This is a genomic window from Marinimicrobium agarilyticum DSM 16975 (genome assembly GCF_000423345.1).
Taxonomy (GTDB): domain Bacteria; phylum Pseudomonadota; class Gammaproteobacteria; order Pseudomonadales; family Cellvibrionaceae; genus Marinimicrobium; species Marinimicrobium agarilyticum.
Genome location: NZ_AUHU01000017.1, coordinates 55,351 through 80,390, shown reverse-complemented (window position 1 = coordinate 80,390; position 25,040 = coordinate 55,351). Strand labels below are relative to the sequence as shown.

The window sequence follows — 25,040 nt, the reverse complement described above, 5'->3', positions numbered from 1 at the left end:
ACCAAGCGTGACGAAGTTGAGCGTGGCCAGGTTCTGGCGAAGCCGGGTTCTGTTACCCCGCACGCGAAGTTCGAAGGCGAAGTGTACGTGCTGTCCAAAGACGAAGGTGGCCGTCACACGCCGTTCTTCAAGGGCTATCGTCCGCAGTTCTACTTCCGCACCACCGACGTGACAGGCGCTTGTGAGCTGCCTGAAGGCGTTGAGATGGTTATGCCGGGCGATAACGTGAAGATGAACGTGACTCTGATTCATCCGGTAGCGATGGAAGAAGGTCTGCGCTTCGCGGTTCGTGAAGGCGGTCGTACCGTAGGCGCTGGCGTGGTCTCCAAGATCATCGAGTAAGTGCCTGTATGGCTGGAAAGGCCCCCTCGGGGGCCTTTTTTGTCTCCGAGCGTCCGCTCTTCGCAGTGAGGAGTGTGGGCTGTTGGGATGATAAGTTATTGATTTTTCAAGAAAATGGTGAAAGCCCGGAATTCATTAGATATTTCCGGTATATCCCTTGACAGGGGTTGGCCTCGCCATTAGAATTGCGCCTCCATTTTGCAGGGCATCAAACGAGCCGAGCTCGCGCCATCGCCAATTTGGATAGTTCTTTAAAGTTTATTACTGGAGTTTGGTTCACATGCAGAATCAACGCATTCGGATTCGCCTGAAGGCCTTTGATCATAAGCTCATCGATGCCTCTACCCAGGAAATTGTTGAGACCGCAAAGCGCACAGGCGCACAAGTCCGTGGCCCGATTCCGCTGCCGACTCGCAAAGAGCGCTTCACTGTATTGATCTCCCCGCACGTCAATAAGGACGCGCGTGATCAGTACGAGATTCGTACACACAAGCGTTTGCTGGACATTGTTGAGCCTACTGAAAAAACCGTTGACGCCCTGATGAAGCTGGACCTAGCTGCAGGCGTAGAGGTACAGATTAGTCTCGGCTAAGATAAAGTAAATGACATCCCGGCAATAGCCGGGCCTTGTGTAACGCTCTGAAATGGGCGGCCATAGCGGGTAAAAGCCCCGTACACTGAGAGGTTAGCAACATGACGATTGGTATTGTCGGCCGCAAGAGTGGCATGACTCGTATATTTACCGATGATGGTGTTTCCATTCCTGTTTCCGTGATTGAGGTCTCCCCCAATCGCGTCACCCAGGTGAAGAATGTAGAAACCGACGGTTACGCTGCAGTGCAGGTAACAGTAGGGTCTCGTCGCGCCTCCCGCGTTACCAAACCCGCAGCAGGTCACTATGCCAAGGCGAATGCCGAAGCTGGTCGTGGCTTGTGGGAACTGCGTAACGACACTCAAGAATCTTTTGAAGTCGGTGCAGAGATCACGGTTGGAGCCTTTGAGGCCGGCCAGATGATTGATGTCACTGGCACCTCCAAAGGTAAAGGTTTTGCCGGTACCGTTAAGCGTTGGAATTTCTCAATGCAAGACGCTACTCACGGTAACTCTCTTTCTCACCGTGCGCCCGGTTCCATCGGACAATGTCAGACTCCGGGTCGCGTCTTCAAGGGCAAGAAGATGTCAGGACAGATGGGTTCCGAGCAGGTAACTGTTCAGAATCTGGAAGTGGTCCGCGTCGATGCTGAGCGCAATCTGCTGTTGGTCAAAGGCGCCATTCCCGGAGCTCCGGGCGGTGACGTCATTGTTCGTCCCGCAGTGAAAGCGCGCAGTAACGGTTAATGTCCGAGGGGAAACGACCATGGAATTGAATATTGTAAAGCCCGATGGTGCCAAAGGTACGCTCAACGTATCTGAGGTGGCGTTTGGTAAAGAATTTAATCAAGACCTGGTACATCAGGCAGTCGTCGCCTTTCTGGCAGGCGCACGCCAAGGTACCAAAGCTCAGAAAACCCGCTCAGAAGTCTCTGGTGGTGGCAAGAAGCCCTGGCGTCAAAAGGGTACTGGCCGGGCTCGTGCGGGCACCATTCGAAGCCCGATTTGGCGCTCTGGTGGCAAGGCGTTCGCAGCCAAGCCCCGCAACTTTGAGCAAAAGCTGAACAAGAAAATGTATCGCGCCGCATTGCGTTGCATTTTCTCCGAGCTGAATCGCCAGGAGCGTCTGGTTATTGTGGAGGACTTCTCTGTTGAAGCGCCCAAGACCAAAAGCCTGGTTCAAAAGCTGGCCCAGTATGATCTGTCGGAAGCGCTGATTGTGACTGAGGACGTGAACGAGAACCTGTACCTGGCGTCGCGCAACCTGCATAAAGTTGATGTGCGTGACGTTCAGGGTGTGGATCCGGTTGCCTTGATCGGCTATGAAAAGGTTGTGGTCACTGTTCCGGCTCTGAAAAAGTTCGAGGAGATCCTGGGATGAACCAAGAACGCATCTATAAAGTTTTGTTGGGGCCAGTAGTGTCCGAGAAGTCCGCCATGGCGGGTGAGAACGGCAATCAGGTCGTTTTCAAGGTCTCTACCGATGCCAACAAACTGGAAATCAAAGCGGCCGTACAGGCGCTGTTTGACGTCAAAGTGGAAAGTGTTCGCGTGATGAACGTGAAGGGTAAAACCCGTCGCACTCGCTATGGCGTTGGCAAACGCAGCGACTGGAAGAAGGCCTACGTTCGTCTTGAGCAAGGTCAGGATATCGACTTTGCGGTAGCTGAGTAAGAGGATTGTTGCAATGCCTATTGTAAAACGTAAACCAACCTCGCCCGGTCGCCGCTTTGTAGTAAGTGTCGTTAATCCGGATTTGCACAAGGGTGCTCCCTATGCGCCGCTGTTGGCTAAGAAGTCCAAGAGCGGTGGCCGTAACAACGCCGGCCGTATTACCACACGCCATGTCGGTGGTGGTCATAAGCAGCACTACCGTGTGATCGATTTTCGTCGCAACAAAGACGGTATTCCAGCGAAAGTAGAGCGTTTGGAGTATGATCCGAACCGCACTGCCTACATCGCACTGGTTTGTTACGCAGACGGTGAGCGCCGATACATCATTGCACCGAAGGGTCTGAAGGCCGGTGACAAGATCGAGTCTGGCGACGCTGCAGCTATCAAGGTAGGTAACACCCTGCCGCTGCGCAATATCCCGGTCGGTAGTACTGTTCACTGTGTAGAGCTGAAGCCCGAGAAAGGTGCTCAGCTGGCTCGGTCGGCCGGTGCATCTGTACAGCTGGTTGCTCGTGACGGCGCCCACGCCACATTGCGTCTTCGCAGTGGTGAGACCCGTCGAGTGCTGGTTAACTGCCGAGCGACAATGGGTGAAGTATCCAATAGCGAGTATAGCTTGCGCTCATTGGGTAAAGCTGGTGCGAAGCGCTGGCGTGGTGTTCGTCCAACCGTTCGCGGTGTGGCGATGAACCCGGTTGATCACCCGCACGGTGGTGGTGAAGGCCGTACCTCTGGTGGTCGTCATCCGGTAACGCCTTGGGGTGTTCCCACCAAGGGTTACAAGACGCGCAAAAACAAGCGCACTACTAAGATGATTGTCCGCAGCCGCTCCAAGCGGTAACGGTAAATCAACAGCTGAAAGAGGAAGCAACAGTGCCACGTTCACTGAAGAAAGGTCCTTTTATCGATCTTCACCTGATTAAGAAGGTCGAAACAGCGATCGAAAAAAATGATCGTCGTCCAATCAAAACCTGGTCGCGGCGCTCGATGGTCATGCCTGAGATGGTTGGTTTGACTCTGGCAGTTCACAATGGTCGTCAGCACGTGCCCGTCTTGATTAATGAAGAGATGGTTGGACACAAACTTGGCGAGTTTGCGGCTACCCGCACCTATCGCGGTCACGCTGCAGACAAAAAAGCGAAAAAGCGCTAAGCGCTATTTTAGTGCCTACGAGGTAACACGATGGAAGTAGCAGCAAAACTCAGCGGTGCTCGTCTGTCGGCGCAAAAAGCGCGCTTGGTAGCCGATCAGATTCGCGGTAAAGGTGTAGAGGAGGCGTTGGACCTTCTGGCATTCAGCCCCAAAAAGGGCGCCGCGTTAATCAAGAAGGTGCTGGAGTCCGCAATTGCGAACGCCGAGCATAATGAAGGCGCCGACGTCGATGAACTGAAAGTGTCCACGATTTTTGTGGACGAGGGGTTGCGTATGAAGCGCATCAAACCTCGCGCTAAAGGCCGTGCTGATCGCATTCTGAAGCGCACTTGTCATATCACCGTTAAAGTAGCCGACCAGTAAGAGAGCAGGCGTTATGGGTCAGAAAGTAAATCCGACAGGTATTCGTCTGGGTATCGTCAAAAAGCATACTTCAATCTGGTATGCCGGCAACGAACAGTACGCAGACAAACTCAACAATGATTTGGCAGTGCGTTCTTACATCCAGGACAAATTGTCCAGCGCGTCTGTAAGTCGCGTGGACATTGAGCGTCCCGCCAATACCGCACGCATCACCATTCACACGGCCCGTCCGGGCATCGTGATTGGCAAAAAGGGCGAAGACGTGGATCGCCTGCGTGCAGAAGTGAGCGAGCGCATGGGTGTGCCGGTGCACATCAACATTGAAGAGATCCGCAAGCCTGATCTGGATGCTTCATTGGTTGCCCAGAACGTTGCTCAGCAGCTGGAACGCCGTGTGATGTTCCGTCGCGCCATGAAGCGTGCGGTTCAGAATGCGATGCGCCAAGGTGCAGAAGGTATCAAAATCCAGGTGGGTGGCCGTCTGGGGGGTGCCGAGATTGCCCGTAGCGAGTGGTATCGAGAAGGTCGCGTACCGTTGCACACTTTGCGTGCCAACATTGATTACGCCACCGCCGAAGCGTCAACCACCTACGGCATCATCGGTGTGAAAGTTTGGATTTTCAAGGGTGAAGTCATCGGCGACATTGATGAAGCTGAAGCTGCACCTAAGAAAAAAGGCTCTAAGTCCAAGTAAGGGGTACGCAAGATGCTGCAACCAAAGCGTACGAAGTTTCGCAAGCAAATGAAGGGCCGCAACCGCGGCTTGGCCCATCGGGGCGCCAAAGTAAGCTTTGGTGATTTTGGCTTGAAAGCTACTGGTCGCGGTCGCATTACGGCTCGTCAAATTGAAGCAGCCCGTCGTGCGATGACTCGCCACATTAAACGTGGTGGGAAAATCTGGATTCGTGTGTTTCCAGACAAACCTATTACCGAGAAGCCTCTGGAAGTACGTCAGGGTAAAGGTAAGGGTAACGTAGAGTACTGGGTGGCGCAGATCCGTCCTGGCAAGGTCCTGTATGAAATGGACGGCGTCAGCGAAGAGCTTGCCCGTGAGGCTTTTGCTCTGGCCGCTGCTAAGTTGCCTATTAATACAACTTTCGTTAAACGTTCGGTGATGTGATGAAAGCTTCAGAACTCCGGGAAAAATCCGTTGAAGAGCTGAACGGCGAACTGCTGACTCGATTGAAAGAGCAGTTTAAGCTGCGTATGCAGGCTACTACTGGCCAGTTGGGCCAGACTCACCTGCTCAAGCAAACTCGTCGCGATATTGCTCGAATCAAAACGGTGCTTAAACAGAAGGCAGGTAATTAACGATGACTCAGGCAGATAAACTGGCTCGGACACTAACCGGCAAGGTTGTTAGCAACAAGATGGATAAAACCGTCACGGTGCTGATCGAGCGTCGCGTGAAGCATCCGCTTTACGGCAAGTATGTGAGCAAGTCATCAAAGCTGAAAGCGCATGATGAAAACAATGACTGCAAGATGGGCGATACTGTAACGATCGCCGAGTCTCGTCCGCTGTCAAAGACCAAGTCATGGGCTTTAGTGAACATTGAAGAGCGCGCTACTGAAATCTAAACGATTCAGGCGACTAGATAGTTTCGGAGACGGACGATGATTCAAACAGAAACCTACTTAGATGTAGCTGATAACAGTGGCGCTCGTCGGGTTCAGTGCATCAAGGTTCTTGGCGGCTCCCACCGGCGGTATGCCGCAGTGGGCGACATCATCAAAGTTACCGTAAAGGAAGCGATTCCGCGCGGTAAGGTGAAAAAAGGCCAGGTGATGAAAGCGGTGGTAGTGCGCACCAAGAAGGGTGTTCGCCGCCAGGATGGTTCGTTGATCAAGTTCGACGACAACGCTGCTGTGCTGCTGAACAACCAGGATGCTCCGGTGGGTACTCGTATCTTTGGGCCGGTGACTCGCGAGTTGCGTGGCGAGAAGTTCATGAAAATCATTTCTCTCGCACCAGAAGTGCTTTAAGCACCTGGTACTGGCAGAGAGCTGAGGGCAGACAAATGCGAAAGATTAAACGTGATGACGAAGTGATTGTTATCGCCGGTCGCGACCAGGGCAAGCGGGGCAAGGTTACTCGTGTGCAGGCTGATGGCCGCCTGATCGTGTCAGGTATTAACATGATCAAAAAGCACCAGAAACCGAATCCGCAAATGGGTGTTCCCGGCGGAATCGTAGAGAAAGAAGCCGCGATTGAAGCTTCCAACGTTGCCATCTACAACCCGGCAACCCAGAAAGCGGATCGTATTGGCTTCAAGATCCTTGAGAACGGCGACAAGATCCGCGTTTTCAAATCCAATGGCGAAGCCGTAGAGGCGTAAGTAGACATGGCTAGGCTAAAAGAACTGTACAGCAAAGAGCTCGCGCCCAACCTGAAAGAAGAGCTGGGTCTCGCGAACGTGATGGAAGTTCCGCGCATCACCAAGATCACCATTAATATGGGTGTTGGTGAAGCTGTGGGCGACAAGAAAGTGCTTGACAATGCGATCGGTGACTTGGAAAAGATTACGGGGCAAAAGGTCGTAATCACCAAGGCACGCAAGTCAATTGCGGGCTTTAAAATCCGTGATGGCTGGCCGATTGGCTGCAAAGTAACTCTGCGTAAAGATCGTATGTATGAGTTTCTTGATCGCCTGGTCTCTATCGCTATTCCGCGCATTCGTGACTTTCGTGGCATCAGCCCGAAGCAGTTTGACGGTCGCGGGAACTTTTCCATGGGCGTGGGCGAGCAGATTATCTTCCCTGAGATCGATTACGATAAGGTCGATAAACTCCGGGGTCTGGATATTTGTATCACGACGACAGCACGGAACGACGCGGAAGGTCGCGCGTTGCTGAAAGCGTTCAACTTCCCGTTCAAAGGTTAAAGGTAGCGTCATGGCTAAGAAATCAATGGTTGCACGTGAAGCAAAGCGTGCCCGCACTGCCGCCAAATATGCCGCCAAGCGCGCGGAGCTGAAAGAGATTGTCACCAGCCCTGCTTCTTCCGAAGAGCAAGCATGGGACGCGCAGGTAAAGCTGCAAAAACTGCCGCGCGATGCCAGCCCGAGTCGTGGCCGCCGTCGCTGCCGCATAACCGGTCGTCCGCATGGTGTATATCGTAAATTCGGTTTGTGCCGTCACAAGCTGCGCGAAGCCGCTATGCGTGGTGACGTTCCCGGCTTGGTCAAGTCCAGCTGGTAAGCCCAGGGCTTTATATTAGGAGCAGAATCAGATGAGCATGCAAGATCCGTTGGCCGATATGCTGACTCGCATTCGCAACGCCCAGCAGGTGGGAAAAGCGAATGTCTCCATGCCCTCTTCCAAACTGAAAGCCAGTGTGGCAAAAGTTTTGGCTGAGGAAGGTTACGTCGAAGGTTTTTCAATCAGCGAAGGTGCCAAACCCGAGCTGACTGTCGAACTGAAGTATTTTGAAGGTAAGCCGGTTATCGCCGAGCTGGACCGGGTCAGTCGTCCCGGTTTGCGCAGCTATGCTGGCAAGACCGCACTGCCGAGCGTGCGTGGCGGTCTGGGCGTAGCGATCGTATCCACCAGTAAAGGTGTAATGACAGATCGCGCAGCCCGGGCCGAGGGCGTGGGCGGTGAAGTTCTTTGTACTGTATTTTAACGGGAAATCGTCATGTCACGAGTTGCAAATAGTCCGGTTGAAGTACCATCCGCGGTAAGTATCACCCTCAAAGGGCAGAATCTTACAGTTAAAGGCGGAAAGGGTACGTTGGCTCTGGAAATTCACGATAACGTTGAGGTGAAGCAGGAAGAAAACCTGTTGAAGTTCTCCGCTCGTGATGGGGCCAAGCAGTCCCGCGCTCTGGCCGGCACCATGCGTGCGCTGGCTGGAAGTATGGTTCATGGCGTCGATCAAGGCTTTGAAGAAAAGCTGCAGTTGGTCGGTGTTGGTTACCGTGCAAAAGCGTCGGGTAAAACTGTAAACCTGTCTGTGGGTTACTCTCAGCCGGTTGATTACACCTTACCGGAAGGTGTAACGGCAGAAACCCCTACCCAGACAGAGATTGTACTGAAGAGCGCTGATAAGCAGTTGCTCGGTCAGGTGGCGTCAGAGATCCGCGCATTGCGTCAGCCCGAGCCCTACAAGGGTAAAGGCATACGTTACGCGGCTGAGCAAGTACGCCGTAAAGAAGCCAAGAAGAAGTAGGGCCAGGATATGAGCGATAAGAAGCAATCTCGTCTTCGCCGTGCGCGTCGTGCCCGTGCCAAGATTCGTGAACTGAACGTTAGCCGTCTATCTGTACACCGCACACCTCAGCATATTTATGCACAGGTAATTGCGGAAGATGGCGCTCGCGTATTGGCCAGTGCCTCCACGCTGGATAAAGATCTGCGTCAAGGTAAAACGGGCAACAGCGAAGCGGCGAAAGCTGTCGGCGCTCTGATTGCAGAGCGCGCAAAGGCTGCCGGTATCTCCCGGGTGGCGTTCGACCGTAGCGGTTTCAAGTACCACGGTCGTATCAAGGCCCTGGCCGATGCCGCGCGTGAAGCTGGACTGGAATTCTAAGGGTTAAGATATGGCATACGCGAAGAAAGATGATGGCAACAACGAAGGCTTCCAGGAAAAGCTGGTACAAGTCAACCGGGTTGCCAAGACTGTGAAAGGTGGTCGTATCTTTGCCTTTACTGCGCTGACCGTGGTCGGTGACGGAAACGGTAAAGTCGGCTTTGGTCGTGGTAAAGCGCGCGAAGTGCCCGTTGCTATCCAGAAAGCAATGGAAGCAGCTCGCCGCAACATGATCGACGTTGAACTGAATGGTGATACACTGCAGTACCCCACTAAGGGTCGCCATGGCGCTTCTAAAGTGTTCATGCAGCCGGCGTCTCAGGGTACCGGTGTGATCGCGGGTGGTGCCATGCGCTCTGTGCTGGAAATTGCCGGCGTGCAGAACGTATTGGCAAAGTGCTACGGTTCCACTAACCCGGTGAACGTTGTTCGTGCCACTTTCAATGCGCTGAAGTCCATGGCCTCACCCGAGTCCGTTGCGGCTAAGCGTGGAAAAAGTGTCGAAGATATCCTGAATTAATTGGTGTAAGCCAGTTTTTGATTGCGGAATACGACCATGGCTAAGAAAATGATTAAAGTGACTCAAGTCCGGAGCGCCGCCGGCCGGCTGAAAAAGCACCAGGCTAGCGTAGCCGGTCTGGGCCTGCGCCGTATCGGCCACACCGTTGAGGTGGAAGACACTCCCTCCGTGCGTGGGATGATTAATTCTGTTAACTATCTGGTCAAGGTAGAGGGAGAGTAACATGCGTCTTAATACGCTGAGCCCCGCCCCCGGTAGCGTCCACAGCAAAAAGCGTGTGGGTCGTGGTATCGGTAGTGGCCTGGGTAAGACCGCTGGTCGCGGTCATAAAGGCTTGAAGTCCCGCTCCGGCGGTACGGTTGCTCCGGGTTTTGAAGGCGGCCAGATGCCGCTGCAGAAACGTCTGCCGAAGTATGGCTTCAGTTCCCGTATTGGTCGGGTTACTGCTGAAGTGCGCCTTTCCGAACTGAACAAGATCGAAGGCGACACGGTAGATATCGAGACTCTGAAGCAGGCTGACGTGATTGGTGCCAGTATGAAGCGCGCCAAGATCTTCGCCTCAGGTGAGCTCAAAAAGGCGGTAACAGTTAGAGGTGTGGCTGTCACCAAAGGTGCCAAGGCTGCCATCGAAGCGGCTGGCGGGAAAGTCGAAGAGTAAGGGGCGCCAAATGGCAACTCCCGGCAATCCATCGCTGGCGAATCAGAAAGGTCTGGGCGAGCTGTGGGCTCGCCTGCGCTTTTTGTTCGTGGCGATTGTAGTCTACCGGATCGGTACCCATATTCCGGTTCCGGGTTTGGATCCAGAGCGGATTGCGAACCTGTTCAATCAGAATCAGGGTACCATTCTGGGAATGTTCAATATGTTCTCCGGCGGTGCCTTGGAGCGCATGAGTATTCTGGCGTTGGGTATTATGCCCTACATCTCTGCGTCGATTATCATGCAGCTGATGACCGCAGTAACGCCCTCCCTTGAGCAGTTAAAAAAGGAAGGGGATGCGGGCCGACGGAAGATCAACCAGTACACCCGCTACGGTACGGTGCTTCTGGCTACCGTTCAGGCGATGGCAATGTCGGTGAGTTTCTCCGGTTTTGCCTATGGTGGGGAAGCGGACTTTGCGTTCCACTTCGTTGCCGTTACATCGCTGGTGACCGGTGCGGTCTTCATGATGTGGCTGGGTGAGCAGGTTACCGAGAAGGGTATCGGCAACGGCATTTCCATGCTGATTTTCGCGGGTATTGTGGCTGGACTGCCCAGTGCTATTGGCCAGGCGTTCGAGAGTTCGCGACAGGGTGATCTTCACCTGTTGGTACTGCTGGTCATTGCGGTGATTGGCTTGGCGGTTATCTGGTGTGTTGTCCGGATCGAAAGAGGACAGCGTAGAATCACGGTGAACTACGCCAAGCGCCAGCAGGGCCGCAATGCCTACGCAGCGCAAACCAGCCATCTGCCGCTGAAGATTAATATGGCGGGTGTGATTCCCGCGATTTTCGCCAGCAGTATCTTGCTGTTCCCTGCATCAATCGCGCAGTGGTTCGGTGAGGGTGGAGATGGCATTGCCAGCGATTTCCTTCAGGATCTGGCGTTGGCGATCGGTCCCGGGCAGCCATTGAATATTCTGCTGTTCGCGGCGTTGATCTCGTTTTTCTGCTTCTTCTACACAGCGTTGATGTTCAACCCGAAGGAAGTGGCAGATAACCTGAAGAAGTCCGGTGCCTACATTCCGGGTATTCGCCCGGGTGAGCAATCGGCTCGCTATATTGACAGTGTGCTGACCCGTCTGACCGTGGTGGGCGCTGTTTATATGTCGGCTGTGTGCCTGATGCCGCAGTTCCTGGTAGTGGCCGCCAACGTGCCATTTTATCTGGGCGGCACCTCACTGCTGATTGTCGTAGTGGTGGTCATGGACTTTATGTCCCAGGTCCAGGCGCACTTGATGTCTCATCAGTACGAGTCACTGATGAAGAAGTCCAACTTGAAGGGATACGGCAGCGGCAACGCTCGCTAATCCCCACACTTAGGGTAGGATCATGAAAGTTCGTGCTTCTGTTAAAAAGATCTGCCGCAACTGCAAAATGGTTAAGCGCAACGGTGTTCTGCGGGTAATCTGCCACGCCGAGCCTCGCCACAAGCAGCGGCAGGGTTAAGAATTGACCGGCCCGCCCCCTCCAGGGGCGGGTTGTTCAGTAGGGGGCGTTGACTGTCGTCCGGAGAGAAATCTTCGGGCTATTGATTTTTGGTGATTTTGTCGCTATCCTTGCGCGCCTTTCGAGGGTGTTGGGTGGCGCAGGTCGCCGTCAGCGCTGCAAATTTAGAGTTACTGGAGTATTTTGAATGGCCCGTATTGCTGGTGTAAACATACCAGATCACAAGCATGCGGTTGTTTCCCTGACTTATGTCTATGGGATCGGCCGTACCACTGCTCGGCAGATCTGTGCCTCTACAGGCATCGCTGAAGATGTCAAAATGGGCAGTCTTTCCGACGAACAGCTCGACGTTATCCGCGCCGAGGTGGGCAAGCATACCGTAGAGGGTGACTTGCGCCGCGTTGTGTCGATGAATATTAAGCGTTTGATGGACCTGGGTTGCTACCGGGGTTTGCGTCACCGCCGCAGTTTGCCGGTGAATGGTCAGCGTACCAAAACCAACGCTCGCACTCGTAAAGGCCCGCGTAAGCCGATTAAACGCTAATCGCGCTGCGCCAGTCATTCAAAGTACGGTAACTACAGGTTAGGAAGAGATTGCTATGGCGAAGCCAGGTAATAAAACCGCAACGAAAAAGAAAATCAAGAAGACGGTGGTCGATGGGGTAGCCCACATCCACGCGTCTTTTAATAACACCATTGTCACTATCACCGACCGCCAGGGGAACACCCTGAGCTGGGCTACCTCGGGTGGTTCCGGCTTCCGTGGTTCTCGTAAGAGCACTCCGTTTGCGGCCCAGGTGGCGGCGGAGCGTGCCGGTGAGGCAGCGAAAGAATACGGTCTGAAGAACCTCGACGTAGAAGTGAAGGGCCCCGGCCCCGGGCGCGAATCCGCTGTTCGCGCACTTAATAATGTTGGTTATAAAATCACCAACATTGTCGACGTTACGCCGATTCCGCACAACGGCTGCCGTCCTCCCAAGAAACGTCGAGTGTAAGGGGATATAGATAATGGCTCGTTATATAGGACCTACATGTAAACTGTCCCGCCGCGAAGGCACCGACCTCTTTCTCAAGAGTGGTGCGCGCGCATTGGACTCAAAGTGTAAACTGGAAACCGCTCCCGGCCAGCATGGTCAGCGTCGCGGCCGTCTGTCGGACTATGGTGTTCAGCTGCGTGAAAAGCAGAAAGTTCGCCGCACCTACGGCATGATGGAGAAGCAGTTCCGCAGCTACTACAAAGAAGCCGCTCGTCGTAAAGGCGCTACCGGCGAGAATTTGTTGAAGTTGCTGGAAGGCCGTTTGGATAACGTCGTTTATCGCATGGGCTTTGGTTCCACTCGCGCGGAAGCTCGCCAGTTGGTAACCCACAAAGCGATCAGCGTTAACGGTAAGACTCTGAACATCCCTTCCTACCAGGTGAAGGAAGGTGACGTCGTTGCAGTGCGCGAGAAGGCCAAGAACCAGTTGCGTATTCAGAACGCACTGACGCTTGCCGGCCAGCGCAGCAATGTCGAGTGGATCGATGTGAACGCGGATAAAAAAGAAGGTGTTTTCACCCGAGTTCCCGATCGCAGTGAGTTGCCCGCTGAAATCAACGAGAACCTTATTGTCGAGCTTTACTCCAAGTAAGGGACTAACCGCTAACAGGTGTGGCTATGCAGACTGCAGTAAACGAATTTTTGACTCCGCGTCATATCGATGTGACCGAAAACAGTCCAACCCACGCTCGCGTGGTGTTGGAGCCGCTTGAGCGCGGTTTCGGTCACACCCTGGGCAATGCCCTACGGCGTATTCTGCTCTCCTCCATGGCGGGCTGTGCCGTTACTGAAGCCGAGATTGACGGTGTATTGCACGAGTACAGTGCCATTGAAGGTGTGCGGGAAGACGTTATTGAAATCCTGCTTAACCTGAAAAACGTGGCAGTCGTCATGCACGGTAAGGATCGCGCCGTTCTGACCCTGAAAAAGAAGGGTCCCGGTGTGGTTACGGCAGGTGATATTCAGGTTGATCACGATATCGAGGTGAAGAACCCCGAACACGTGATTGCCCATATCACTGGAAACGCTGAACTGAACATGCGTCTGACCGTTGCTCGCGGTCGCGGTTACGAGCCGGCTGATGCCCGTCGTCACGACGAGGACGAAAGTCGCGCTATTGGCCGCTTGCAGTTAGACGCGACCTACAGTCCGGTTCGTCGTTTGGCTTACACTGTGGAAAGCGCTCGGGTTGAGCAGCGTACTGACCTGGATAAACTGATTCTGGATCTTGAGACCAACGGTACCATTGATCCCGAAGAAGCGATCCGTCGCGCGGCAACCATCCTGCAGCAGCAGTTGGCGGTGTTTGTCGACTTGGAAGCAGAAAAGCAATCTACTCCGGAAGAGAAAGAAGAAGCGATTGATCCGGTTCTTCTGCGTCCGGTGGACGATCTGGAACTGACTGTTCGTTCAGCCAACTGTCTGAAGGCAGAGAACATTTACTATATTGGTGATCTTATTCAGCGTACTGAAGTCGAGTTGCTGAAGACGCCGAATCTGGGTAAGAAATCTCTGACCGAAATTAAGGATGTGTTGGCATCGCGCGGTCTGTCGCTCGGTATGCGTTTGGAAAACTGGCCGCCGGCCAGCTTGAAGAACGAAGACTGATTCAATATTGTTTCGTCGCCGGCGGACGCCGGCGGTTAACGAGATCGCTGTGAAGCGATCGTTAGTGAAGGGTTTAGCGTCATGCGTCATCGTCATAGTGGCCGTCAACTGAATCGTAATAGCTCTCATCGCAAAGCCATGTTTCGCAACATGACTGCGTCGTTGGTAGAGCACGAGCTGATTAAAACTACACTGCCCAAGGCTAAAGAGCTGCGTCGCGTCGCCGAGCCGCTCATTACCTTGGCGAAAAAGGACAGCGTTTCAAATCGCCGCCTGGCATTCAGCCGCCTGCGTGATAAAGAGGCAGTTGGTAAGCTGTTCGCCGAGCTCGGACCCCGGTACGAAGCTCGCCCCGGTGGTTACATTCGCATCTTGAAGTGCGGCTTTCGCGCCGGTGACAAGGCCCCCATGGCCTATGTCGAACTGGTGGATCGCCCGCAGGTTGAAGCCGCGGATGAGCCGGTAGAAGCGAAGGAAGCAACCGAAGAGTAAAGTCTTTGGTCGTCCCGACCTTGGTCGCTGTTCGGCTGAGGGCGGAAACATCAAAAAAGCCAGGCGCTGCCTGGCTTTTTTGTGTCTGCTTTTTGAGGTATAAGGTTCAACAGGAAATATTGAGCGCCGAGTCAGGACGAATTGGCGGGCGATGAAGCTTTAGTGGCTTTGGCTCGGCCCTTTTTTCTTGTCTGAGCGATAGTGAGCATGGGTTTCAGGAAGCGCCCGGTGTAGGAGTGGCCCAACTCAGAGACCTCCTCTGGTGTGCCGGTTGCTATGATCTCGCCCCCCCCGGAACCGCCTTCCGGCCCCAGGTCAATCAACCAGTCTGCGGTTTTTATCACATCCAGGTTGTGCTCGATGACAACGACGGTGTTGCCGTGATCGCGCAAACGGTGGAGGACCGCCAGTAGTTGCTCGATGTCGTAAAAGTGTAGGCCGGTCGTGGGCTCGTCCAGGATGTACAGAGTCTGTCCGGTATCTCGTTTGGACAATTCACGGGAGAGCTTCACCCGCTGCGCCTCGCCTCCGGAAAGCGTGGTGGCGGCCTGCCCCAATTTAATGTAAGAGAGCCCCACATCCATCAGTGTCTGGAGCTTTTTGGCAATTGCGGGGATAGCATCGAAAAACTCCCGCGCTTCCTCCACCGTCAGCTCCAGGACCTCGTGTATATTCTTTCCTTTGTACTTCACCTCGAGCGTTTCCCGGTTGTACCGTTTGCCTTTACAGACGTCGCAGGGCACATAGACGTCGGGGAGAAAGTGCATCTCGACTTTTGTGACGCCATCGCCCTGACAGGCCTCACAACGACCACCGCGCACGTTAAAGCTGAAACGACCGGGTTTATAGCCGCGTGAGCGAGCCTCCTGTGTTCCAGCGAACAACTCTCGAATGGGCGTAAATATCCCCGTGTACGTGGCAGGGTTGGAGCGCGGCGTGCGGCCGATCGGGCTTTGGTCAATATCGACACACTTGTCGAACAGCTCCAGTCCATCGACGGATTCATAGGGCGCAGGTTTTAATGTGGTGGCGCCATTGAGAGCGCTGGCAGCCAGCGGGTGGAGGGTGGCGTTGATCAGCGTCGACTTGCCAGAACCGGAGACGCCGGTGACACAGGTCATAAGGCCTACAGGCAGCTCCAGAGTGACCCCCTTGAGGTTGTTGCCGGTGGCGCCCCGGATGGTCAATAGGCGCGCCGGGTCCATCGGCAGTCGTTCCGAAGGCACGTTAATTTCACGTTTGCCGCTCAGGTATTCCCCCGTGATGGAGCCTTTGGCCTCCATGATCGCGTTGACATCGCCCTGGGCGATGACCTGACCGCCGTGCACGCCGGCACCGGGGCCAATGTCGATGACATGATCAGCCTGGCGAATGGCGTCCTCATCATGCTCTACCACGATTACGCTGTTGCCAATGTCCCGCAGGTGAGTGAGTGTTCGCAACAGGCGTTCATTATCGCGTTGATGCAGGCCGATTGAAGGCTCGTCCAAAATGTACATCACGCCCACCAGACCGGCTCCGATCTGGCTGGCGAGCCGGATGCGCTGGGCTTCGCCACCGGATAGGCTGTCGGCGCTGCGACTGAGGGTCAGGTAGTTAAGCCCTACATCCACCAGAAAGCGAAAGCGGTCTCGAAGCTCTTTCAGGATCTTCTCTGCGATACTCGCCTTGCTACCAGTGAAGCTCAGCAGGTTGAAGTAATCATAGGCAGCGCCCACGGGCAACTCGGTCATCTCGGGAAGGGTGCGCTCATCGACGAACACATTGCGGGCCTGCTCGCGCAAGCGCGCGCCATTGCATTCGGGGCACGCCTGGGTAGAGAGGTACTTGGTCAGCTCTTCCCGCACGGAGGACGATTCGGTATCCCGGTAGCGTCGCTCCATATTGGGGAGAATGCCCTCGAACCGGTGGCGCCGTTGGTACACATCCCCCCGTTCGTTGATGTAGCTGAAGTCAAGTTCCTCATCGCCAGAGCCATATAGCACCACACGGCGGTCTTTGGTCTTGAGTTTCTTCCAGGGAGTGTCGATTTCGAAGCCGTAGTGCTCGGCCAGTGAATCGAGCATATGGAAGTAGTAGATATTGCGTTGGTCCCAGCCCCGTATCGCCCCTTCGGGCAGGGAGAGATCCGGATTCTGTACCACACGGGATTCATCAAAGAACTGTTTGACTCCCAGGCCGTCGCAGGTCGGGCAGGCCCCGGCAGGGTTGTTGAACGAGAACAGGCGCGGCTCAAGCTCGCTCAGGCTGTAATCACACACCGGGCAGGCGTGCTTGGCCGAGAACACCCGATCTTCCTCCTCGCCGTCCATGAAGCTGATGGCCACCAGTCCTTCCGTCAGGTTCAGGGCGGTTTCAAACGATTCGGCGAGCCGCGTTTGCAGGTCAGGGCGGACTTTGAATCGGTCGACCACGACTTCAATGGTGTGCTTCTTTTTCTTGTCCAGTTTTGGCAGGTCATCCAGGTCCACGAGGATGTTGTCGACTCGCGCCCGAATAAAACCGTCTCGTTTCAACTGTTCAAAGATATGTAAGTGCTCACCTTTGCGGTCGCGGATGACCGGCGCCAGAAGCATGAGCTTGGTGCCCTCGGGCAGACCGAGGACGGTGTCGACCATTTCACTGACGGTCTGGGCCGAGAGTGGCTCCCCATGAACCGGGCAGCGAGGCTCGCCGACCCGGGCAAACAGCAGGCGCAGGTAGTCGTAGATTTCGGTAATGGTGCCGACCGTGGAACGTGGGTTGTGTGAGGTGGACTTCTGCTCGATGGAGATGGCGGGGCTGAGGCCTTCGACGTGGTCGACGTCGGGTTTTTCCATCATGGAGAGGAATTGGCGGGCGTAGGTGGAGAGGGATTCCACATAGCGACGCTGGCCTTCGGCGTAGAGGGTGTCGAAGGCGAGTGAGGACTTACCCGAGCCGGACAGGCCGGTAATGACGACGAGTTTGTCCCGCGGGATGTCGAGGTCGATGTTCTTGAGATTGTGAGTACGCGCGCCTCTAACCTGAATGGTATCCATCGTTACTCCCGAAATCACCAAAACTCACCATTATACGCAAACCACCCAGGGTCTGGTCATCTAGCCTGTAAAGGAATGTAGTTGATTTGGGGCGTCGAGTCCGGCTTGGGGTGAGGTATACCCGTTGAAGACCCGCCGTGAATACATCCCTGTAGGCTTCTCATCGGCATCCATGCCTCAGAGAGTCTTCAACGGGTATACCTCACCCCAAGCCTCATTGCCAATAGCGGGCTAAGAGCGCAGCCCGACAGAGTTAAAAATGGCACAGAGGCCAGCGAAGGGGTGCACCATTGGGAGACTCTCTGAGGCATGGATGCCGATGAGAAGCCCCCATGGATGGGTTTACGGCGGGTCTCCCAATGGTGCACCCCTTCGCTGGCCGGACTAGATGGAGAACCAACCAAGAAGCACCCCCCAACCAGTGTGTTAGAATCCGCCTCCCAATTAATCACGCAAACCAGGAGCGATCCTTGCCTATCGTCCAGGCCCCTTTCGAGCGCCGCACCGTGGTTTCTCTGGCTCTGCTGTATGCCTTCCGCATGCTCGGGCTGTTTATGGTGCTCCCCGTGCTTACTCTCTACGGCGACCAGTACCTCTACTCCAGTCCCATGCTGCTCGGGCTGGCACTGGGCGCGTACGGCTTCAGCCAAGCGCTATTGCAAATCCCCTTCGGCATTCTCTCCGACCGAATCGGTCGCAAGCCCGTTATCGCGGCTGGTTTGTTAGTATTCACACTCGGCAGCGCCCTTGCCGCCCAGGCGGATACCGTCTACGAACTGGTCCTCGGGCGCCTACTGCAGGGCGGGGGCGCCATCGCTGGGGCGGTGATGGCACTGATGGCGGATCTGACCGCCGAGGAAAACCGCACCAAGGCCATGGCCACCATTGGGGGCGCCATTGGCGTTTCCTTTTCCTTGGCGCTGGTGCTCGGGCCTCTACTGGCGGCCTGGGGGGGAATGTCGGCCATTTTCTGGCTGACGGCTGCGTTGGGTCTGGTGGGGCTGTTTGTGCTCTGGAAGCTGGTCCCCACGGTTCGGCGGCCGCCGCGTCGGCGGCGGGAGGTGGGCGCTGTGCCTGAGTTGATCCGTCAGGTGTTGGGCAACCGTGAGTTACTGCGTCTGAACCTGGGCATTTTTGTCCTCCACTTTGTGCTTATGGCGCTGTTCCTGGTGATGCCCATGCGGCTGGAGTCTGAGCTGGCAATCGCCCGCGGGACTCACTGGCTGGTTTACCTGCCGCTGTTGGCCGGTGCTTTTGTGGCTATGCTGCCGTTCATCATTTTTGGGGAGAAGCGTCGTCAGATGAAGCCGGTGTTTCTTGGGGCGGTTGTGCTCCTGGGGCTGTCTCTGGCCATCATGCCGATGGTCTCGGTTCGCTGGGCGGTGCTGGGGCTGCTGTTTGCTTTCTTTATGGCCTTCAACCTACTCGAAGCGAGCCTGCCTTCTCTGGTCAGTAAGACCGCGCCGGCCGGGGGCAAGGGGACGGCCACCAGTATTTATGCCAGTTGTCAGTTTCTGGGTGCGTTCCTGGGGGGTGCCCTTGGGGGGCTGGTGTTCCAGCACGGCGGTGTCGCCGGCGTATCGATGCTCTCAGTGTTGCTGGTAGTGCTCTGGGCAGGGACGGCTTGGGGCATGCGGCCGCCCCGGTATCTGGCGAGCCTTCTGATGCCGCTTCATGGGCGGGTGAGCGACTCTTTCACCGAGCAGTTACTGGACGTAGCCGGTGTGGAAGAGGTGGTTGTGGTGGAGAGCGAAGGCACCGCCTATCTTAAGGTCGACCCGCGGCGAGTGGACCGAAAGCAGCTTGCCAGAATTGCGGAACAGTGCGTGCGGCCGCAGTGATCCAATCATCGCCTGACAGTCGGGGGGCCGCTGGTGTATCCTAGCGGCCATTTGCACGATTTTTTACGTAGGAGAAAACCATGGCTCGGGGAATCAACAAAGTCATCCTGATTGGCAATCTGGGGGCAGACCCAGAAACCCGTTATATGCCTTCAGGCGGCGCGGTCACCAACATCAATGTGGCCACTTCGGAAACCTGGAAGGATAAGCAGACTGGTCAGCCTCAGGAGCGCACGGAATGGCACCGCTGCGTCTTTTTCAATCGTCTGGCGGAGATAGCGGGCGAGTACCTGAAGAAAGGCAGCAAGGTCTATATCGAGGGCTCTCTGCGCACCCGTAAGTGGCAGGGTCAGGATGGTCAGGATCGGTACACCACCGAAATCGTGGCCAACGAAATGCAGATGCTCGACAGTCGTGGTGGCGGCGAGGGTGGCTTTGGTGGTGGCTACAATAACCAGCAGTCTGGCCCCTCTGATGACTATTCATCGCCTCAGGGTGGCGGTTACGGCGGCGCAAGCCAGGGTGGTGGCCCGGCGCAGGGCGGTGGTGGCTCTTCAGCGCCCCGTGGCGGCCAGCAGCAGCCGGCCGGAGGCTTTGACAGTTTCGACGACGATATTCCGTTCTGACGGCAGGATAGTTCCACTTTTGAAACTGCTGTTAACCGATGCTACCAATGCCCTGGGGCGTGCGCTTGAGCATGAGCTTGAGCGCGAGCCTTTTGGGTTGATTGCTTTGAGCTCGGCCCGTCCCGATTGGACCGATCTTGGAGAAGTGCGCGCCTGCCTCGATCATCAGCCGCCCAAGCTGGTGATCAATACCCTCGGCTGGGCCGATCGCCCCGATACCGCCCAGTGCGCCCTGATTGCCACCTCTGCCGCGACGATGGCGACCGTGTGTCACGAGCGGGGCATCCCCATGATCCAGCTTTCCAGTTATCAGGTGTTCGGTGGCGATAACAAAAGCACTCACGCCGAGCGTGATGAGCCCTCCCCGCAAAGCGAGGCTGGACGGGCCTGGTTGGCTGCCGAAGAGGCCGTGAACGAGGCGCTTGCCGAGCGGGTGGTGTTGCGTCTGAGCTGGCTGATTGACAGTCACGGCAACAACCGCCTGACCCGTTTGCTACAGGCGATCTTTGAAAATCGAGAGCTGGTGGCCAACACTCGACTGCGCGGCGCTCCCACAGCGTTGTCCGATGTGGCCCGTGTGCTGGTCGGGGTGATCAAGCAGATTAGCTGCGGAGCCCAGAACTGGGGCGTTATGCACTACGCCAGCCGGGAGGCCTGCACTGAGGCGGAGTTTGTCGATCGGGTGGTGGAGGTGTTGCGACAACTGGATACCTTGCCCGATACCCTGTCCAAGGGGATGGAGACCACTGACAGCCTGCCGTCGGATGAACCGGTGAGCGCGGTGCTGGCTGTACGCCGGCTACGAGATGGCTTCGGCGTTCAGCAGCGTTCTTGGGAGCCTTATTTGGTGCCAATGATCAAACAATGGCTTCACGACCGGACGGGATGAAGCGGGTTGGGTGAATGGGCCTCCATAAAAAAGCGCGGCATATTGACCGCGCTTTTTTTATGGGAGGTGGGCAACGCCTCAGTCGGCCATGCGCTGGAAGACCAGGCAGGCATTGGTGCCACCAAAGCCAAAGCTGTTGGACATGACCCGGTTGAGTTTTACATTGTCCTGCCGCTCGGTGACGATGGGCAGGCCTTCGGCCTCCTCGTCCAATTGTTCGATATTGGCGGAGGCGCAAATGAAGTCGTTCTCCATCATCAGCAGACTGTAGATCGCCTCCTGCACACCAGTGGCCCCCAAAGAGTGACCGGTGAGGGATTTGGTGGAGCTGATGGCTGGAATCTTCCCGTCGAACGTGGCTCGCACCGCTTTCAGCTCGGCCAGATCCCCAACGGGGGTGCTGGTACCGTGGGAGTTGATGTAATCCACGGGGCCGTCGGTGGTCGCCAGAGCCTGCTTCATGCAGCGAATGGCGCCTTCACCGGAAGGAGCCACCATGTCATAGCCGTCGGAGTTGGCGCCGTAACCGACCAACTCGGCGTAAATCTTGGCGCCGCGCGCCTTGGCATGCTCGTACTCTTCCAACACCAGGCAGCCGCCGCCACCGGCGATCACAAAACCGTCACGACTGGCATCGTAGGCGCGAGAGGCTTTTTCCGGGGTGTCGTTGTACTTGGTGGAAAGGGCACCCATGGCGTCAAACAGGCTGGTCAGAGTCCAGTGCTCCTCTTCGCCGCCGCCGGCGAAGACAATGTCCTGTTTGCCCAACTGGATCTGCTCCATTGCGCTACCGATGCAGTGGGCACTGGTGGCACAGGCGGAGGAGATGGAGTAGTTCAGCCCCTTGATTTTGAACGGGGTGGCGAGACAGGCCGAGGTGGTGCTGCCCATGGTCTGGGTGACGCGGTAAGGCCCAACGCGCTTGAGGCCTTTCTCTCGCAGCACATCGGCCGCTTCCACCAGGTTCTTGGAGGAGGCGCCGCCAGAACCCATAATAATGCCGGTACGTTCGTTGGAGACCAACGACTCATCCAGGCCTGCGTCAGCAATGGCCTGGTCCATGGAGATGTAGGCAAAGGCCGCCGCATCTCCCATAAATCTCAGTACCTTGCGGTCGATGCGCTCTTTCAGATCGATATCAATGGAACCCGCCACCTGACTGCGGAATCCTTTTTCAGCATAGCTGTCCTGAAACTTGATACCGGAACGTCCCGCGCGCAGTGCCTCGAGTACGGTGGCAATCTCATTACCTAAGCAGGACACGATACCCATGCCGGTAACTACAACGCGTTTCATAGGCTACCTCTTTATCTCTTGATTGTAGCGGAAGCAGTGGGCGTTATTATGCCATACAAACCGCCTTTCCGTAGGCGAGCTTGGACCCGCACCAAAAAGGAAAGTTTAGTGCCAGAGCGAGCCTGGCCGACCGGCTTAGAAGGAATCGGTGTTCTGGAACAGGCCGACGCGCAGATCTTTGGCGAAGTAAATGTCCTTGCCATCGACGGAGACGCGGCCATCGGCGATTCCCATGATCAGCTTGCGCTCAATCACCCGCTTCAGGTTGATGTGATAGGTAATTCGTTTGGCGGTCGGCAGAATCTGGCCGGTGAACTTGACTTCACCACAGCCCAGAGCGCGCCCTTTACCGGGGTTGCCTTTCCAGCCCAAGAAAAAACCCACCAACTGCCACATGGCGTCGAGCCCAAGGCAACCGGGCATGACCGGGTCACCGGGGAAGTGGCAGTCAAAAAACCACAGATCCGGCGATATATCGAGTTCGGCGATAATTTCGCCTTTATTGAATTCACCGCCGGTTTCGCTGATATGCTCAATACGGTCCAGCATGAGCATGTTGGGTACAGGCAGTTGGGCGTTGCCGGGGCCGAACAGGCGGCCATGGCCACATTCAAGCAGTTCGTCACGGCTGTAGGCGTTTTTCTGGGCAAAGGCGTTCATAATCAGGGCTCTGTTACAGTCGATATCAGCCGCTTGGCGGCCACCTGGCACATCGCCGCAAGGCGGCAAAGGTCGCCATTCTACCGACTGTGGGGAGCTTGTCTAGTGAGTCCTGGCCAGGGCGAACTCCGCCACTTCGGCCATAGCCTGAGTGTAGGAATTGTCGGGCAGGGTCGCAAGCTGTGTCAGAGCACAGGATACCTGAGCGCGGGCGCGCTCCAGGGTATACTCCATGGCGCCTGTTTCATTGACGATGGCGAGGATATCCGGCAGTTTGCTGGCATCTCCGGCGCGGATGGCGTCAGCCACCAATTGGCTCTGTGACGCGCTGCCGGTCTGCATGGCGTGAATCAGGGGCAACGTGGGCTTGCCCTCGGCGAGGTCATCGCCCACGTTTTTGCCCAGCGTGTCCGCATTGCCCTGATAATCCAGTGCGTCGTCCACCAGTTGAAACGCCATGCCCACATGGTGCCCATAGGCCCGCAATGCTTGACGTTGGCTGTCATCTGCCTCACAGAGCACTGCGGCGACCTCGCAGGCGGAGGCAAACAGAATCGCGGTTTTTTTATCGATCACCGAGAAGTAATTGCTCTCGGTGACCGCCGGGTCTTTCGCATTCACCAACTGCTGCACTTCGCCCTCTGCGATCCGGTTGGTGGTTTCCGAGAGTACGGACATGATGTCCATGCTGCCGATGGCCACCATCATCTGGAAAGCTCGGGAATAGAGGAAGTCTCCCACGAGCACCGCGGGTGCATTGCCCCACTGGGCGTTGGCGGTAATGCGCCCACGTCGACGTTCGGACGTGTCCACAACATCGTCGTGAAGAAGGGTGGCGGTATGTATGAATTCGATAATGGCGGCCAGGTCGAGGTTGTCCCGGCCCTTATAGTCCAGTGCCCGGCAGGTCAGTAGCACCATCAGGGGGCGAAGCCGCTTGCCGCCCGCTTCAATCAGGTAGTGCCCGATGTTTTCCACCAGCTCGACGTCCGAATGGAGTTGTTCGATGATGCGCCGGTTAACGGCTTCAAAGTCGTCGGCGACAACCTGATGGAAAGGCAGCATGGGCAGTCTGGCTCTGTGGTTCATAACGGATTGGCATCCTAGGCAGCGGACGGGGCGCTGTCAAGAATGCCACTTTTTACCGGGTTGCGAATGGTTTGAGGTTATTGCCTCTTGATCTTGTCCTCCAGGCTGAGCCCTTCGACAATTTCGATATTGATGCCGTCGGAAATACCGGTTTCCACCGGACGCTTCTCAAACTGTTGCTCCCCCACCTCCACTTCCACGAAGGTGCCACCCTGCTCAAACAGCAGGTTGCCCTCATTGATGGCCAGTACGTCCTGCTTTTCATCCAGAATGATATCGGCATTTGCGCTGTAGCCGGCCCGGAGGAAGTCGCTTTCATCCAGAGTGATCGCCGCCCGGATCTCGAAATTGATGGTCCCGTTTTCCTCCAGCCCTTTCGGAGAGATGTACTCCAGGGTGGCGGGGAAGGTTTCTCCCTCCAGGGCGCCGATGTTCAGCACCAGCTCCATTCCTTCGCGCAACTTGCCCACCTCGGACTCATCCACCTTGCCCTCAAAAATCAGGTCCGTCATATCCGCGATGATGGCGATGGTCGTGCCTTCGTTAAAGGTATTGGACTCAATCACAAACACACCTTCCTTGACCGGCACATCCAGCACCATGCCGTCGGAGGTCGCGCGCACCCGGTTGGAGGTCTGGTCGGCCGAGGTGGTGGCACCCTCGGTAATCAGCGATACATTATTTTCGGCCGCCGTCACGGCCTCCTGGCGAAGCTCGTATTCCAGTAAAAACTGATTGTAGTTGGACTCTGAGATCAGCTTGCGCTCAAACAGACTCTTCTGTCGCTCCAGCTCTCGCTCGGCGTTGCGTAGGTTGATCCGCGCGCTTTCCAGTTGGGAGCGGGCCTGGTTCAGATGCTCCATGTCAGGGATCAATTTGATCAGCGCAATCAAGTCGCCCTCTTTGATGCGCTCACCGCCGTTGAGATACAGCTCGTCGACCACGCCCGAGACCTGGGACTTAATATTGATTTCCCGCCGCGGCACGATGGTGCCAATGGCCACAGTTTTGTTGACAATGTCGGTGCGGAAGGGGGTGTCCGTTTCATAGACCACCGGCGCCTCCTGGGACTTTTGATACAAAAACCAGGTGGTGCCGATAAACAGCCCCAGCAGCAATACCAGCGTGCCGATTGAGAGCAGTTTTTTCATGGGTTCTCCTTGTG

General features: G+C 55.9%; 37 protein-coding genes. 32 read left to right on the top strand and 5 right to left on the bottom strand.

Going from position 1 to position 25,040, the window contains the following annotated elements; genetic code table 11:
- From G547_RS0115415 to rplQ, 29 genes are all read left to right on the top strand, one after another.
- Positions 1-342, top strand: a 342-nt coding sequence (locus G547_RS0115415; protein WP_027330630.1) for an EF-Tu C-terminal domain-related protein, incomplete at its 5' end; no start/stop codon positions are given.
- A 280-nt stretch (positions 343-622) separates the two neighbouring features.
- Positions 623-934: a 30S ribosomal protein S10 gene (gene rpsJ / locus G547_RS0115410; protein WP_007644456.1), complete on the top strand. Its 312-nt coding sequence runs from the start codon at positions 623-625 to the stop codon at positions 932-934.
- Positions 935-1,035: 101 nt separating this feature from the next.
- A complete protein-coding gene (gene rplC, locus G547_RS0115405) occupies positions 1,036-1,680 on the top strand; it encodes a 50S ribosomal protein L3 (protein ID WP_027330629.1) in 645 nt (214 codons plus the stop codon).
- Between the two features lie 19 nt (positions 1,681-1,699).
- Entirely contained in the window at positions 1,700-2,314 is a 615-nt protein-coding gene (gene rplD, locus G547_RS0115400; RefSeq protein ID WP_027330628.1) for a 50S ribosomal protein L4, read from the top strand.
- Entirely contained in the window at positions 2,311-2,607 is a 297-nt protein-coding gene (gene rplW, locus G547_RS0115395) for a 50S ribosomal protein L23 (RefSeq protein WP_027330627.1), read from the top strand. The genes rplD and rplW overlap by 4 nt, the downstream gene beginning before the upstream one ends.
- Before the next feature lie 13 nt (positions 2,608-2,620).
- A complete protein-coding gene (gene rplB / locus G547_RS0115390) occupies positions 2,621-3,448 on the top strand; it encodes a 50S ribosomal protein L2 (protein ID WP_027330626.1) in 828 nt (275 codons plus the stop codon).
- Positions 3,449-3,480: 32 nt separating this feature from the next.
- The gene (gene rpsS, locus G547_RS0115385; RefSeq protein WP_027330625.1) at positions 3,481-3,759 is read left to right on the top strand and encodes a 30S ribosomal protein S19; all 279 of its coding nucleotides are present in this window, start codon (positions 3,481-3,483) and stop codon (positions 3,757-3,759) included.
- 30 nt (positions 3,760-3,789) lie between these two features.
- The gene (gene rplV, locus G547_RS0115380) at positions 3,790-4,122 is read left to right on the top strand and encodes a 50S ribosomal protein L22 (protein WP_027330624.1); all 333 of its coding nucleotides are present in this window, start codon (positions 3,790-3,792) and stop codon (positions 4,120-4,122) included.
- Between the two features lie 13 nt (positions 4,123-4,135).
- Positions 4,136-4,816: a 30S ribosomal protein S3 gene (rpsC, locus tag G547_RS0115375; protein ID WP_027330623.1), complete on the top strand. Its 681-nt coding sequence runs from the start codon at positions 4,136-4,138 to the stop codon at positions 4,814-4,816.
- 12 nt (positions 4,817-4,828) lie between these two features.
- Positions 4,829-5,242, top strand: a complete 414-nt coding sequence (gene rplP, locus G547_RS0115370; protein ID WP_027330622.1) for a 50S ribosomal protein L16 — start codon at positions 4,829-4,831, stop codon at positions 5,240-5,242.
- The gene (gene rpmC / locus G547_RS0115365) at positions 5,242-5,433 is read left to right on the top strand and encodes a 50S ribosomal protein L29 (protein ID WP_027330621.1); all 192 of its coding nucleotides are present in this window, start codon (positions 5,242-5,244) and stop codon (positions 5,431-5,433) included. Before rplP ends, rpmC begins: the two co-directional genes overlap by 1 nt.
- A 2-nt stretch (positions 5,434-5,435) precedes the next feature.
- Positions 5,436-5,702, top strand: coding sequence for a 30S ribosomal protein S17 (gene rpsQ / locus G547_RS0115360; RefSeq protein ID WP_027330620.1), 267 nt, complete (start codon positions 5,436-5,438; stop codon positions 5,700-5,702).
- Between the two features lie 36 nt (positions 5,703-5,738).
- Positions 5,739-6,107, top strand: a complete 369-nt coding sequence (rplN, locus tag G547_RS0115355; protein ID WP_024462484.1) for a 50S ribosomal protein L14 — start codon at positions 5,739-5,741, stop codon at positions 6,105-6,107.
- Between the two features lie 35 nt (positions 6,108-6,142).
- Entirely contained in the window at positions 6,143-6,460 is a 318-nt protein-coding gene (gene rplX, locus G547_RS0115350) for a 50S ribosomal protein L24 (protein WP_027330619.1), read from the top strand.
- Positions 6,461-6,466: 6 nt separating this feature from the next.
- The gene (gene rplE, locus G547_RS0115345; RefSeq protein ID WP_027330618.1) at positions 6,467-7,006 is read left to right on the top strand and encodes a 50S ribosomal protein L5; all 540 of its coding nucleotides are present in this window, start codon (positions 6,467-6,469) and stop codon (positions 7,004-7,006) included.
- Between the two features lie 10 nt (positions 7,007-7,016).
- Complete coding sequence (gene rpsN / locus G547_RS0115340; RefSeq protein WP_027330617.1) at positions 7,017-7,322, top strand: 30S ribosomal protein S14; 306 nt, start codon at positions 7,017-7,019, stop codon at positions 7,320-7,322.
- Between the two features lie 31 nt (positions 7,323-7,353).
- On the top strand, positions 7,354-7,746 hold the full coding sequence (rpsH, locus tag G547_RS0115335) for a 30S ribosomal protein S8 (protein WP_027330616.1): 393 nt from the start codon (positions 7,354-7,356) through the stop codon (positions 7,744-7,746).
- 12 nt (positions 7,747-7,758) lie between these two features.
- A complete protein-coding gene (gene rplF, locus G547_RS0115330) occupies positions 7,759-8,292 on the top strand; it encodes a 50S ribosomal protein L6 (RefSeq protein ID WP_027330615.1) in 534 nt (177 codons plus the stop codon).
- Between the two features lie 9 nt (positions 8,293-8,301).
- On the top strand, positions 8,302-8,652 hold the full coding sequence (gene rplR, locus G547_RS0115325) for a 50S ribosomal protein L18 (RefSeq protein ID WP_027330614.1): 351 nt from the start codon (positions 8,302-8,304) through the stop codon (positions 8,650-8,652).
- A 10-nt stretch (positions 8,653-8,662) separates the two neighbouring features.
- The gene (rpsE, locus tag G547_RS0115320; protein ID WP_027330613.1) at positions 8,663-9,172 is read left to right on the top strand and encodes a 30S ribosomal protein S5; all 510 of its coding nucleotides are present in this window, start codon (positions 8,663-8,665) and stop codon (positions 9,170-9,172) included.
- A 36-nt stretch (positions 9,173-9,208) separates the two neighbouring features.
- A complete protein-coding gene (gene rpmD / locus G547_RS0115315) occupies positions 9,209-9,394 on the top strand; it encodes a 50S ribosomal protein L30 (RefSeq protein WP_027330612.1) in 186 nt (61 codons plus the stop codon).
- 1 nt (position 9,395) lies between these two features.
- Positions 9,396-9,830, top strand: a complete 435-nt coding sequence (gene rplO, locus G547_RS0115310) for a 50S ribosomal protein L15 (RefSeq protein WP_027330611.1) — start codon at positions 9,396-9,398, stop codon at positions 9,828-9,830.
- A 10-nt stretch (positions 9,831-9,840) separates the two neighbouring features.
- The gene (gene secY / locus G547_RS0115305) at positions 9,841-11,178 is read left to right on the top strand and encodes a preprotein translocase subunit SecY (protein ID WP_027330610.1); all 1,338 of its coding nucleotides are present in this window, start codon (positions 9,841-9,843) and stop codon (positions 11,176-11,178) included.
- 22 nt (positions 11,179-11,200) lie between these two features.
- Positions 11,201-11,317 carry a 50S ribosomal protein L36 gene (gene rpmJ / locus G547_RS23170; RefSeq protein ID WP_081666256.1) on the top strand — a complete coding sequence of 39 codons (117 nt, stop codon included), beginning with the start codon at positions 11,201-11,203 and terminating at the stop codon, positions 11,315-11,317.
- 187 nt (positions 11,318-11,504) lie between these two features.
- Positions 11,505-11,861: a 30S ribosomal protein S13 gene (rpsM, locus tag G547_RS0115300; protein WP_027330609.1), complete on the top strand. Its 357-nt coding sequence runs from the start codon at positions 11,505-11,507 to the stop codon at positions 11,859-11,861.
- 55 nt (positions 11,862-11,916) lie between these two features.
- Positions 11,917-12,312, top strand: a complete 396-nt coding sequence (gene rpsK, locus G547_RS0115295; protein WP_027330608.1) for a 30S ribosomal protein S11 — start codon at positions 11,917-11,919, stop codon at positions 12,310-12,312.
- Positions 12,313-12,325: 13 nt separating this feature from the next.
- Complete coding sequence (rpsD, locus tag G547_RS0115290; RefSeq protein WP_027330607.1) at positions 12,326-12,946, top strand: 30S ribosomal protein S4; 621 nt, start codon at positions 12,326-12,328, stop codon at positions 12,944-12,946.
- A 26-nt stretch (positions 12,947-12,972) separates the two neighbouring features.
- Positions 12,973-13,962, top strand: coding sequence for a DNA-directed RNA polymerase subunit alpha (locus G547_RS0115285; protein ID WP_027330606.1), 990 nt, complete (start codon positions 12,973-12,975; stop codon positions 13,960-13,962).
- Positions 13,963-14,043: 81 nt separating this feature from the next.
- Entirely contained in the window at positions 14,044-14,454 is a 411-nt protein-coding gene (rplQ, locus tag G547_RS0115280) for a 50S ribosomal protein L17 (RefSeq protein ID WP_027330605.1), read from the top strand.
- Positions 14,455-14,585: 131 nt separating this feature from the next.
- Here the strand turns inward: rplQ and uvrA are convergent, their stop codons facing one another.
- A complete protein-coding gene (gene uvrA, locus G547_RS0115275; RefSeq protein WP_027330604.1) occupies positions 14,586-17,474 on the bottom strand; it encodes an excinuclease ABC subunit UvrA in 2,889 nt (962 codons plus the stop codon).
- Between the two features lie 470 nt (positions 17,475-17,944).
- Here uvrA and G547_RS0115270 point away from each other — a divergent pair, with 470 nt between their 5' ends.
- The 3 genes from G547_RS0115270 (at position 17,945) to G547_RS0115260 (ending at position 20,830) form a co-directional block, all read left to right on the top strand.
- Positions 17,945-19,315 carry an MFS transporter gene (locus G547_RS0115270; protein WP_027330603.1) on the top strand — a complete coding sequence of 457 codons (1,371 nt, stop codon included), beginning with the start codon at positions 17,945-17,947 and terminating at the stop codon, positions 19,313-19,315.
- An 80-nt stretch (positions 19,316-19,395) separates the two neighbouring features.
- On the top strand, positions 19,396-19,941 hold the full coding sequence (gene ssb / locus G547_RS0115265) for a single-stranded DNA-binding protein (protein ID WP_027330602.1): 546 nt from the start codon (positions 19,396-19,398) through the stop codon (positions 19,939-19,941).
- Between the two features lie 19 nt (positions 19,942-19,960).
- The gene (locus G547_RS0115260) at positions 19,961-20,830 is read left to right on the top strand and encodes a sugar nucleotide-binding protein (protein ID WP_051235577.1); all 870 of its coding nucleotides are present in this window, start codon (positions 19,961-19,963) and stop codon (positions 20,828-20,830) included.
- 78 nt (positions 20,831-20,908) lie between these two features.
- On the opposite strand, the gene fabB is transcribed toward G547_RS0115260, so the two are convergent.
- The 4 genes from fabB to G547_RS0115240 form a co-directional block, all read right to left on the bottom strand.
- The gene (gene fabB, locus G547_RS0115255) at positions 20,909-22,126 is read right to left on the bottom strand and encodes a beta-ketoacyl-ACP synthase I (RefSeq protein ID WP_027330600.1); all 1,218 of its coding nucleotides are present in this window, start codon (positions 22,124-22,126) and stop codon (positions 20,909-20,911) included.
- Positions 22,127-22,261: 135 nt separating this feature from the next.
- Positions 22,262-22,786, bottom strand: coding sequence for a 3-hydroxyacyl-[acyl-carrier-protein] dehydratase FabA (gene fabA, locus G547_RS0115250; RefSeq protein WP_027330599.1), 525 nt, complete (start codon positions 22,784-22,786; stop codon positions 22,262-22,264).
- Between the two features lie 102 nt (positions 22,787-22,888).
- On the bottom strand, positions 22,889-23,851 hold the full coding sequence (locus tag G547_RS0115245; protein ID WP_027330598.1) for a polyprenyl synthetase family protein: 963 nt from the start codon (positions 23,849-23,851) through the stop codon (positions 22,889-22,891).
- Between the two features lie 101 nt (positions 23,852-23,952).
- Positions 23,953-25,026 (bottom strand): efflux RND transporter periplasmic adaptor subunit, encoded by a 1,074-nt coding sequence (locus G547_RS0115240; protein WP_027330597.1) that lies wholly within the window; start codon positions 25,024-25,026, stop codon positions 23,953-23,955.
- Positions 25,027-25,040: the final 14 nt, after the last annotated feature.

Coding starts and splice junctions, on each gene's coding strand:
- secY (WP_027330610.1), top strand. CDS start 9,841: ATGGCAACTCCCGGCAATCCATCGCTGGCGAATCAGAAAGGTCTGGGC.
- ssb (WP_027330602.1), top strand. CDS start 19,396: ATGGCTCGGGGAATCAACAAAGTCATCCTGATTGGCAATCTGGGGGCA.
- rpsJ (WP_007644456.1), top strand. CDS start 623: ATGCAGAATCAACGCATTCGGATTCGCCTGAAGGCCTTTGATCATAAG.
- rpsC (WP_027330623.1), top strand. CDS start 4,136: ATGGGTCAGAAAGTAAATCCGACAGGTATTCGTCTGGGTATCGTCAAA.
- rpsQ (WP_027330620.1), top strand. CDS start 5,436: ATGACTCAGGCAGATAAACTGGCTCGGACACTAACCGGCAAGGTTGTT.
- rplB (WP_027330626.1), top strand. CDS start 2,621: ATGCCTATTGTAAAACGTAAACCAACCTCGCCCGGTCGCCGCTTTGTA.
- rplE (WP_027330618.1), top strand. CDS start 6,467: ATGGCTAGGCTAAAAGAACTGTACAGCAAAGAGCTCGCGCCCAACCTG.
- fabA (WP_027330599.1), bottom strand. CDS start 22,786: ATGAACGCCTTTGCCCAGAAAAACGCCTACAGCCGTGACGAACTGCTT.
- fabB (WP_027330600.1), bottom strand. CDS start 22,126: ATGAAACGCGTTGTAGTTACCGGCATGGGTATCGTGTCCTGCTTAGGT.
- rpsM (WP_027330609.1), top strand. CDS start 11,505: ATGGCCCGTATTGCTGGTGTAAACATACCAGATCACAAGCATGCGGTT.
- rplO (WP_027330611.1), top strand. CDS start 9,396: ATGCGTCTTAATACGCTGAGCCCCGCCCCCGGTAGCGTCCACAGCAAA.
- G547_RS0115285 (WP_027330606.1), top strand. CDS start 12,973: ATGCAGACTGCAGTAAACGAATTTTTGACTCCGCGTCATATCGATGTG.
- rpsE (WP_027330613.1), top strand. CDS start 8,663: ATGGCATACGCGAAGAAAGATGATGGCAACAACGAAGGCTTCCAGGAA.
- rpsN (WP_027330617.1), top strand. CDS start 7,017: ATGGCTAAGAAATCAATGGTTGCACGTGAAGCAAAGCGTGCCCGCACT.
- rplR (WP_027330614.1), top strand. CDS start 8,302: ATGAGCGATAAGAAGCAATCTCGTCTTCGCCGTGCGCGTCGTGCCCGT.
- rplP (WP_027330622.1), top strand. CDS start 4,829: ATGCTGCAACCAAAGCGTACGAAGTTTCGCAAGCAAATGAAGGGCCGC.
- rpsD (WP_027330607.1), top strand. CDS start 12,326: ATGGCTCGTTATATAGGACCTACATGTAAACTGTCCCGCCGCGAAGGC.
- rplF (WP_027330615.1), top strand. CDS start 7,759: ATGTCACGAGTTGCAAATAGTCCGGTTGAAGTACCATCCGCGGTAAGT.
- rpmJ (WP_081666256.1), top strand. CDS start 11,201: ATGAAAGTTCGTGCTTCTGTTAAAAAGATCTGCCGCAACTGCAAAATG.
- rpsK (WP_027330608.1), top strand. CDS start 11,917: ATGGCGAAGCCAGGTAATAAAACCGCAACGAAAAAGAAAATCAAGAAG.
- rpmD (WP_027330612.1), top strand. CDS start 9,209: ATGGCTAAGAAAATGATTAAAGTGACTCAAGTCCGGAGCGCCGCCGGC.
- rplC (WP_027330629.1), top strand. CDS start 1,036: ATGACGATTGGTATTGTCGGCCGCAAGAGTGGCATGACTCGTATATTT.
- rpsH (WP_027330616.1), top strand. CDS start 7,354: ATGAGCATGCAAGATCCGTTGGCCGATATGCTGACTCGCATTCGCAAC.
- rplX (WP_027330619.1), top strand. CDS start 6,143: ATGCGAAAGATTAAACGTGATGACGAAGTGATTGTTATCGCCGGTCGC.
- rpmC (WP_027330621.1), top strand. CDS start 5,242: ATGAAAGCTTCAGAACTCCGGGAAAAATCCGTTGAAGAGCTGAACGGC.
- uvrA (WP_027330604.1), bottom strand. CDS start 17,474: ATGGATACCATTCAGGTTAGAGGCGCGCGTACTCACAATCTCAAGAAC.
- rplW (WP_027330627.1), top strand. CDS start 2,311: ATGAACCAAGAACGCATCTATAAAGTTTTGTTGGGGCCAGTAGTGTCC.
- rplV (WP_027330624.1), top strand. CDS start 3,790: ATGGAAGTAGCAGCAAAACTCAGCGGTGCTCGTCTGTCGGCGCAAAAA.
- rplN (WP_024462484.1), top strand. CDS start 5,739: ATGATTCAAACAGAAACCTACTTAGATGTAGCTGATAACAGTGGCGCT.
- rplD (WP_027330628.1), top strand. CDS start 1,700: ATGGAATTGAATATTGTAAAGCCCGATGGTGCCAAAGGTACGCTCAAC.
- rplQ (WP_027330605.1), top strand. CDS start 14,044: ATGCGTCATCGTCATAGTGGCCGTCAACTGAATCGTAATAGCTCTCAT.
- G547_RS0115245 (WP_027330598.1), bottom strand. CDS start 23,851: ATGCTGCCTTTCCATCAGGTTGTCGCCGACGACTTTGAAGCCGTTAAC.
- G547_RS0115240 (WP_027330597.1), bottom strand. CDS start 25,026: ATGAAAAAACTGCTCTCAATCGGCACGCTGGTATTGCTGCTGGGGCTG.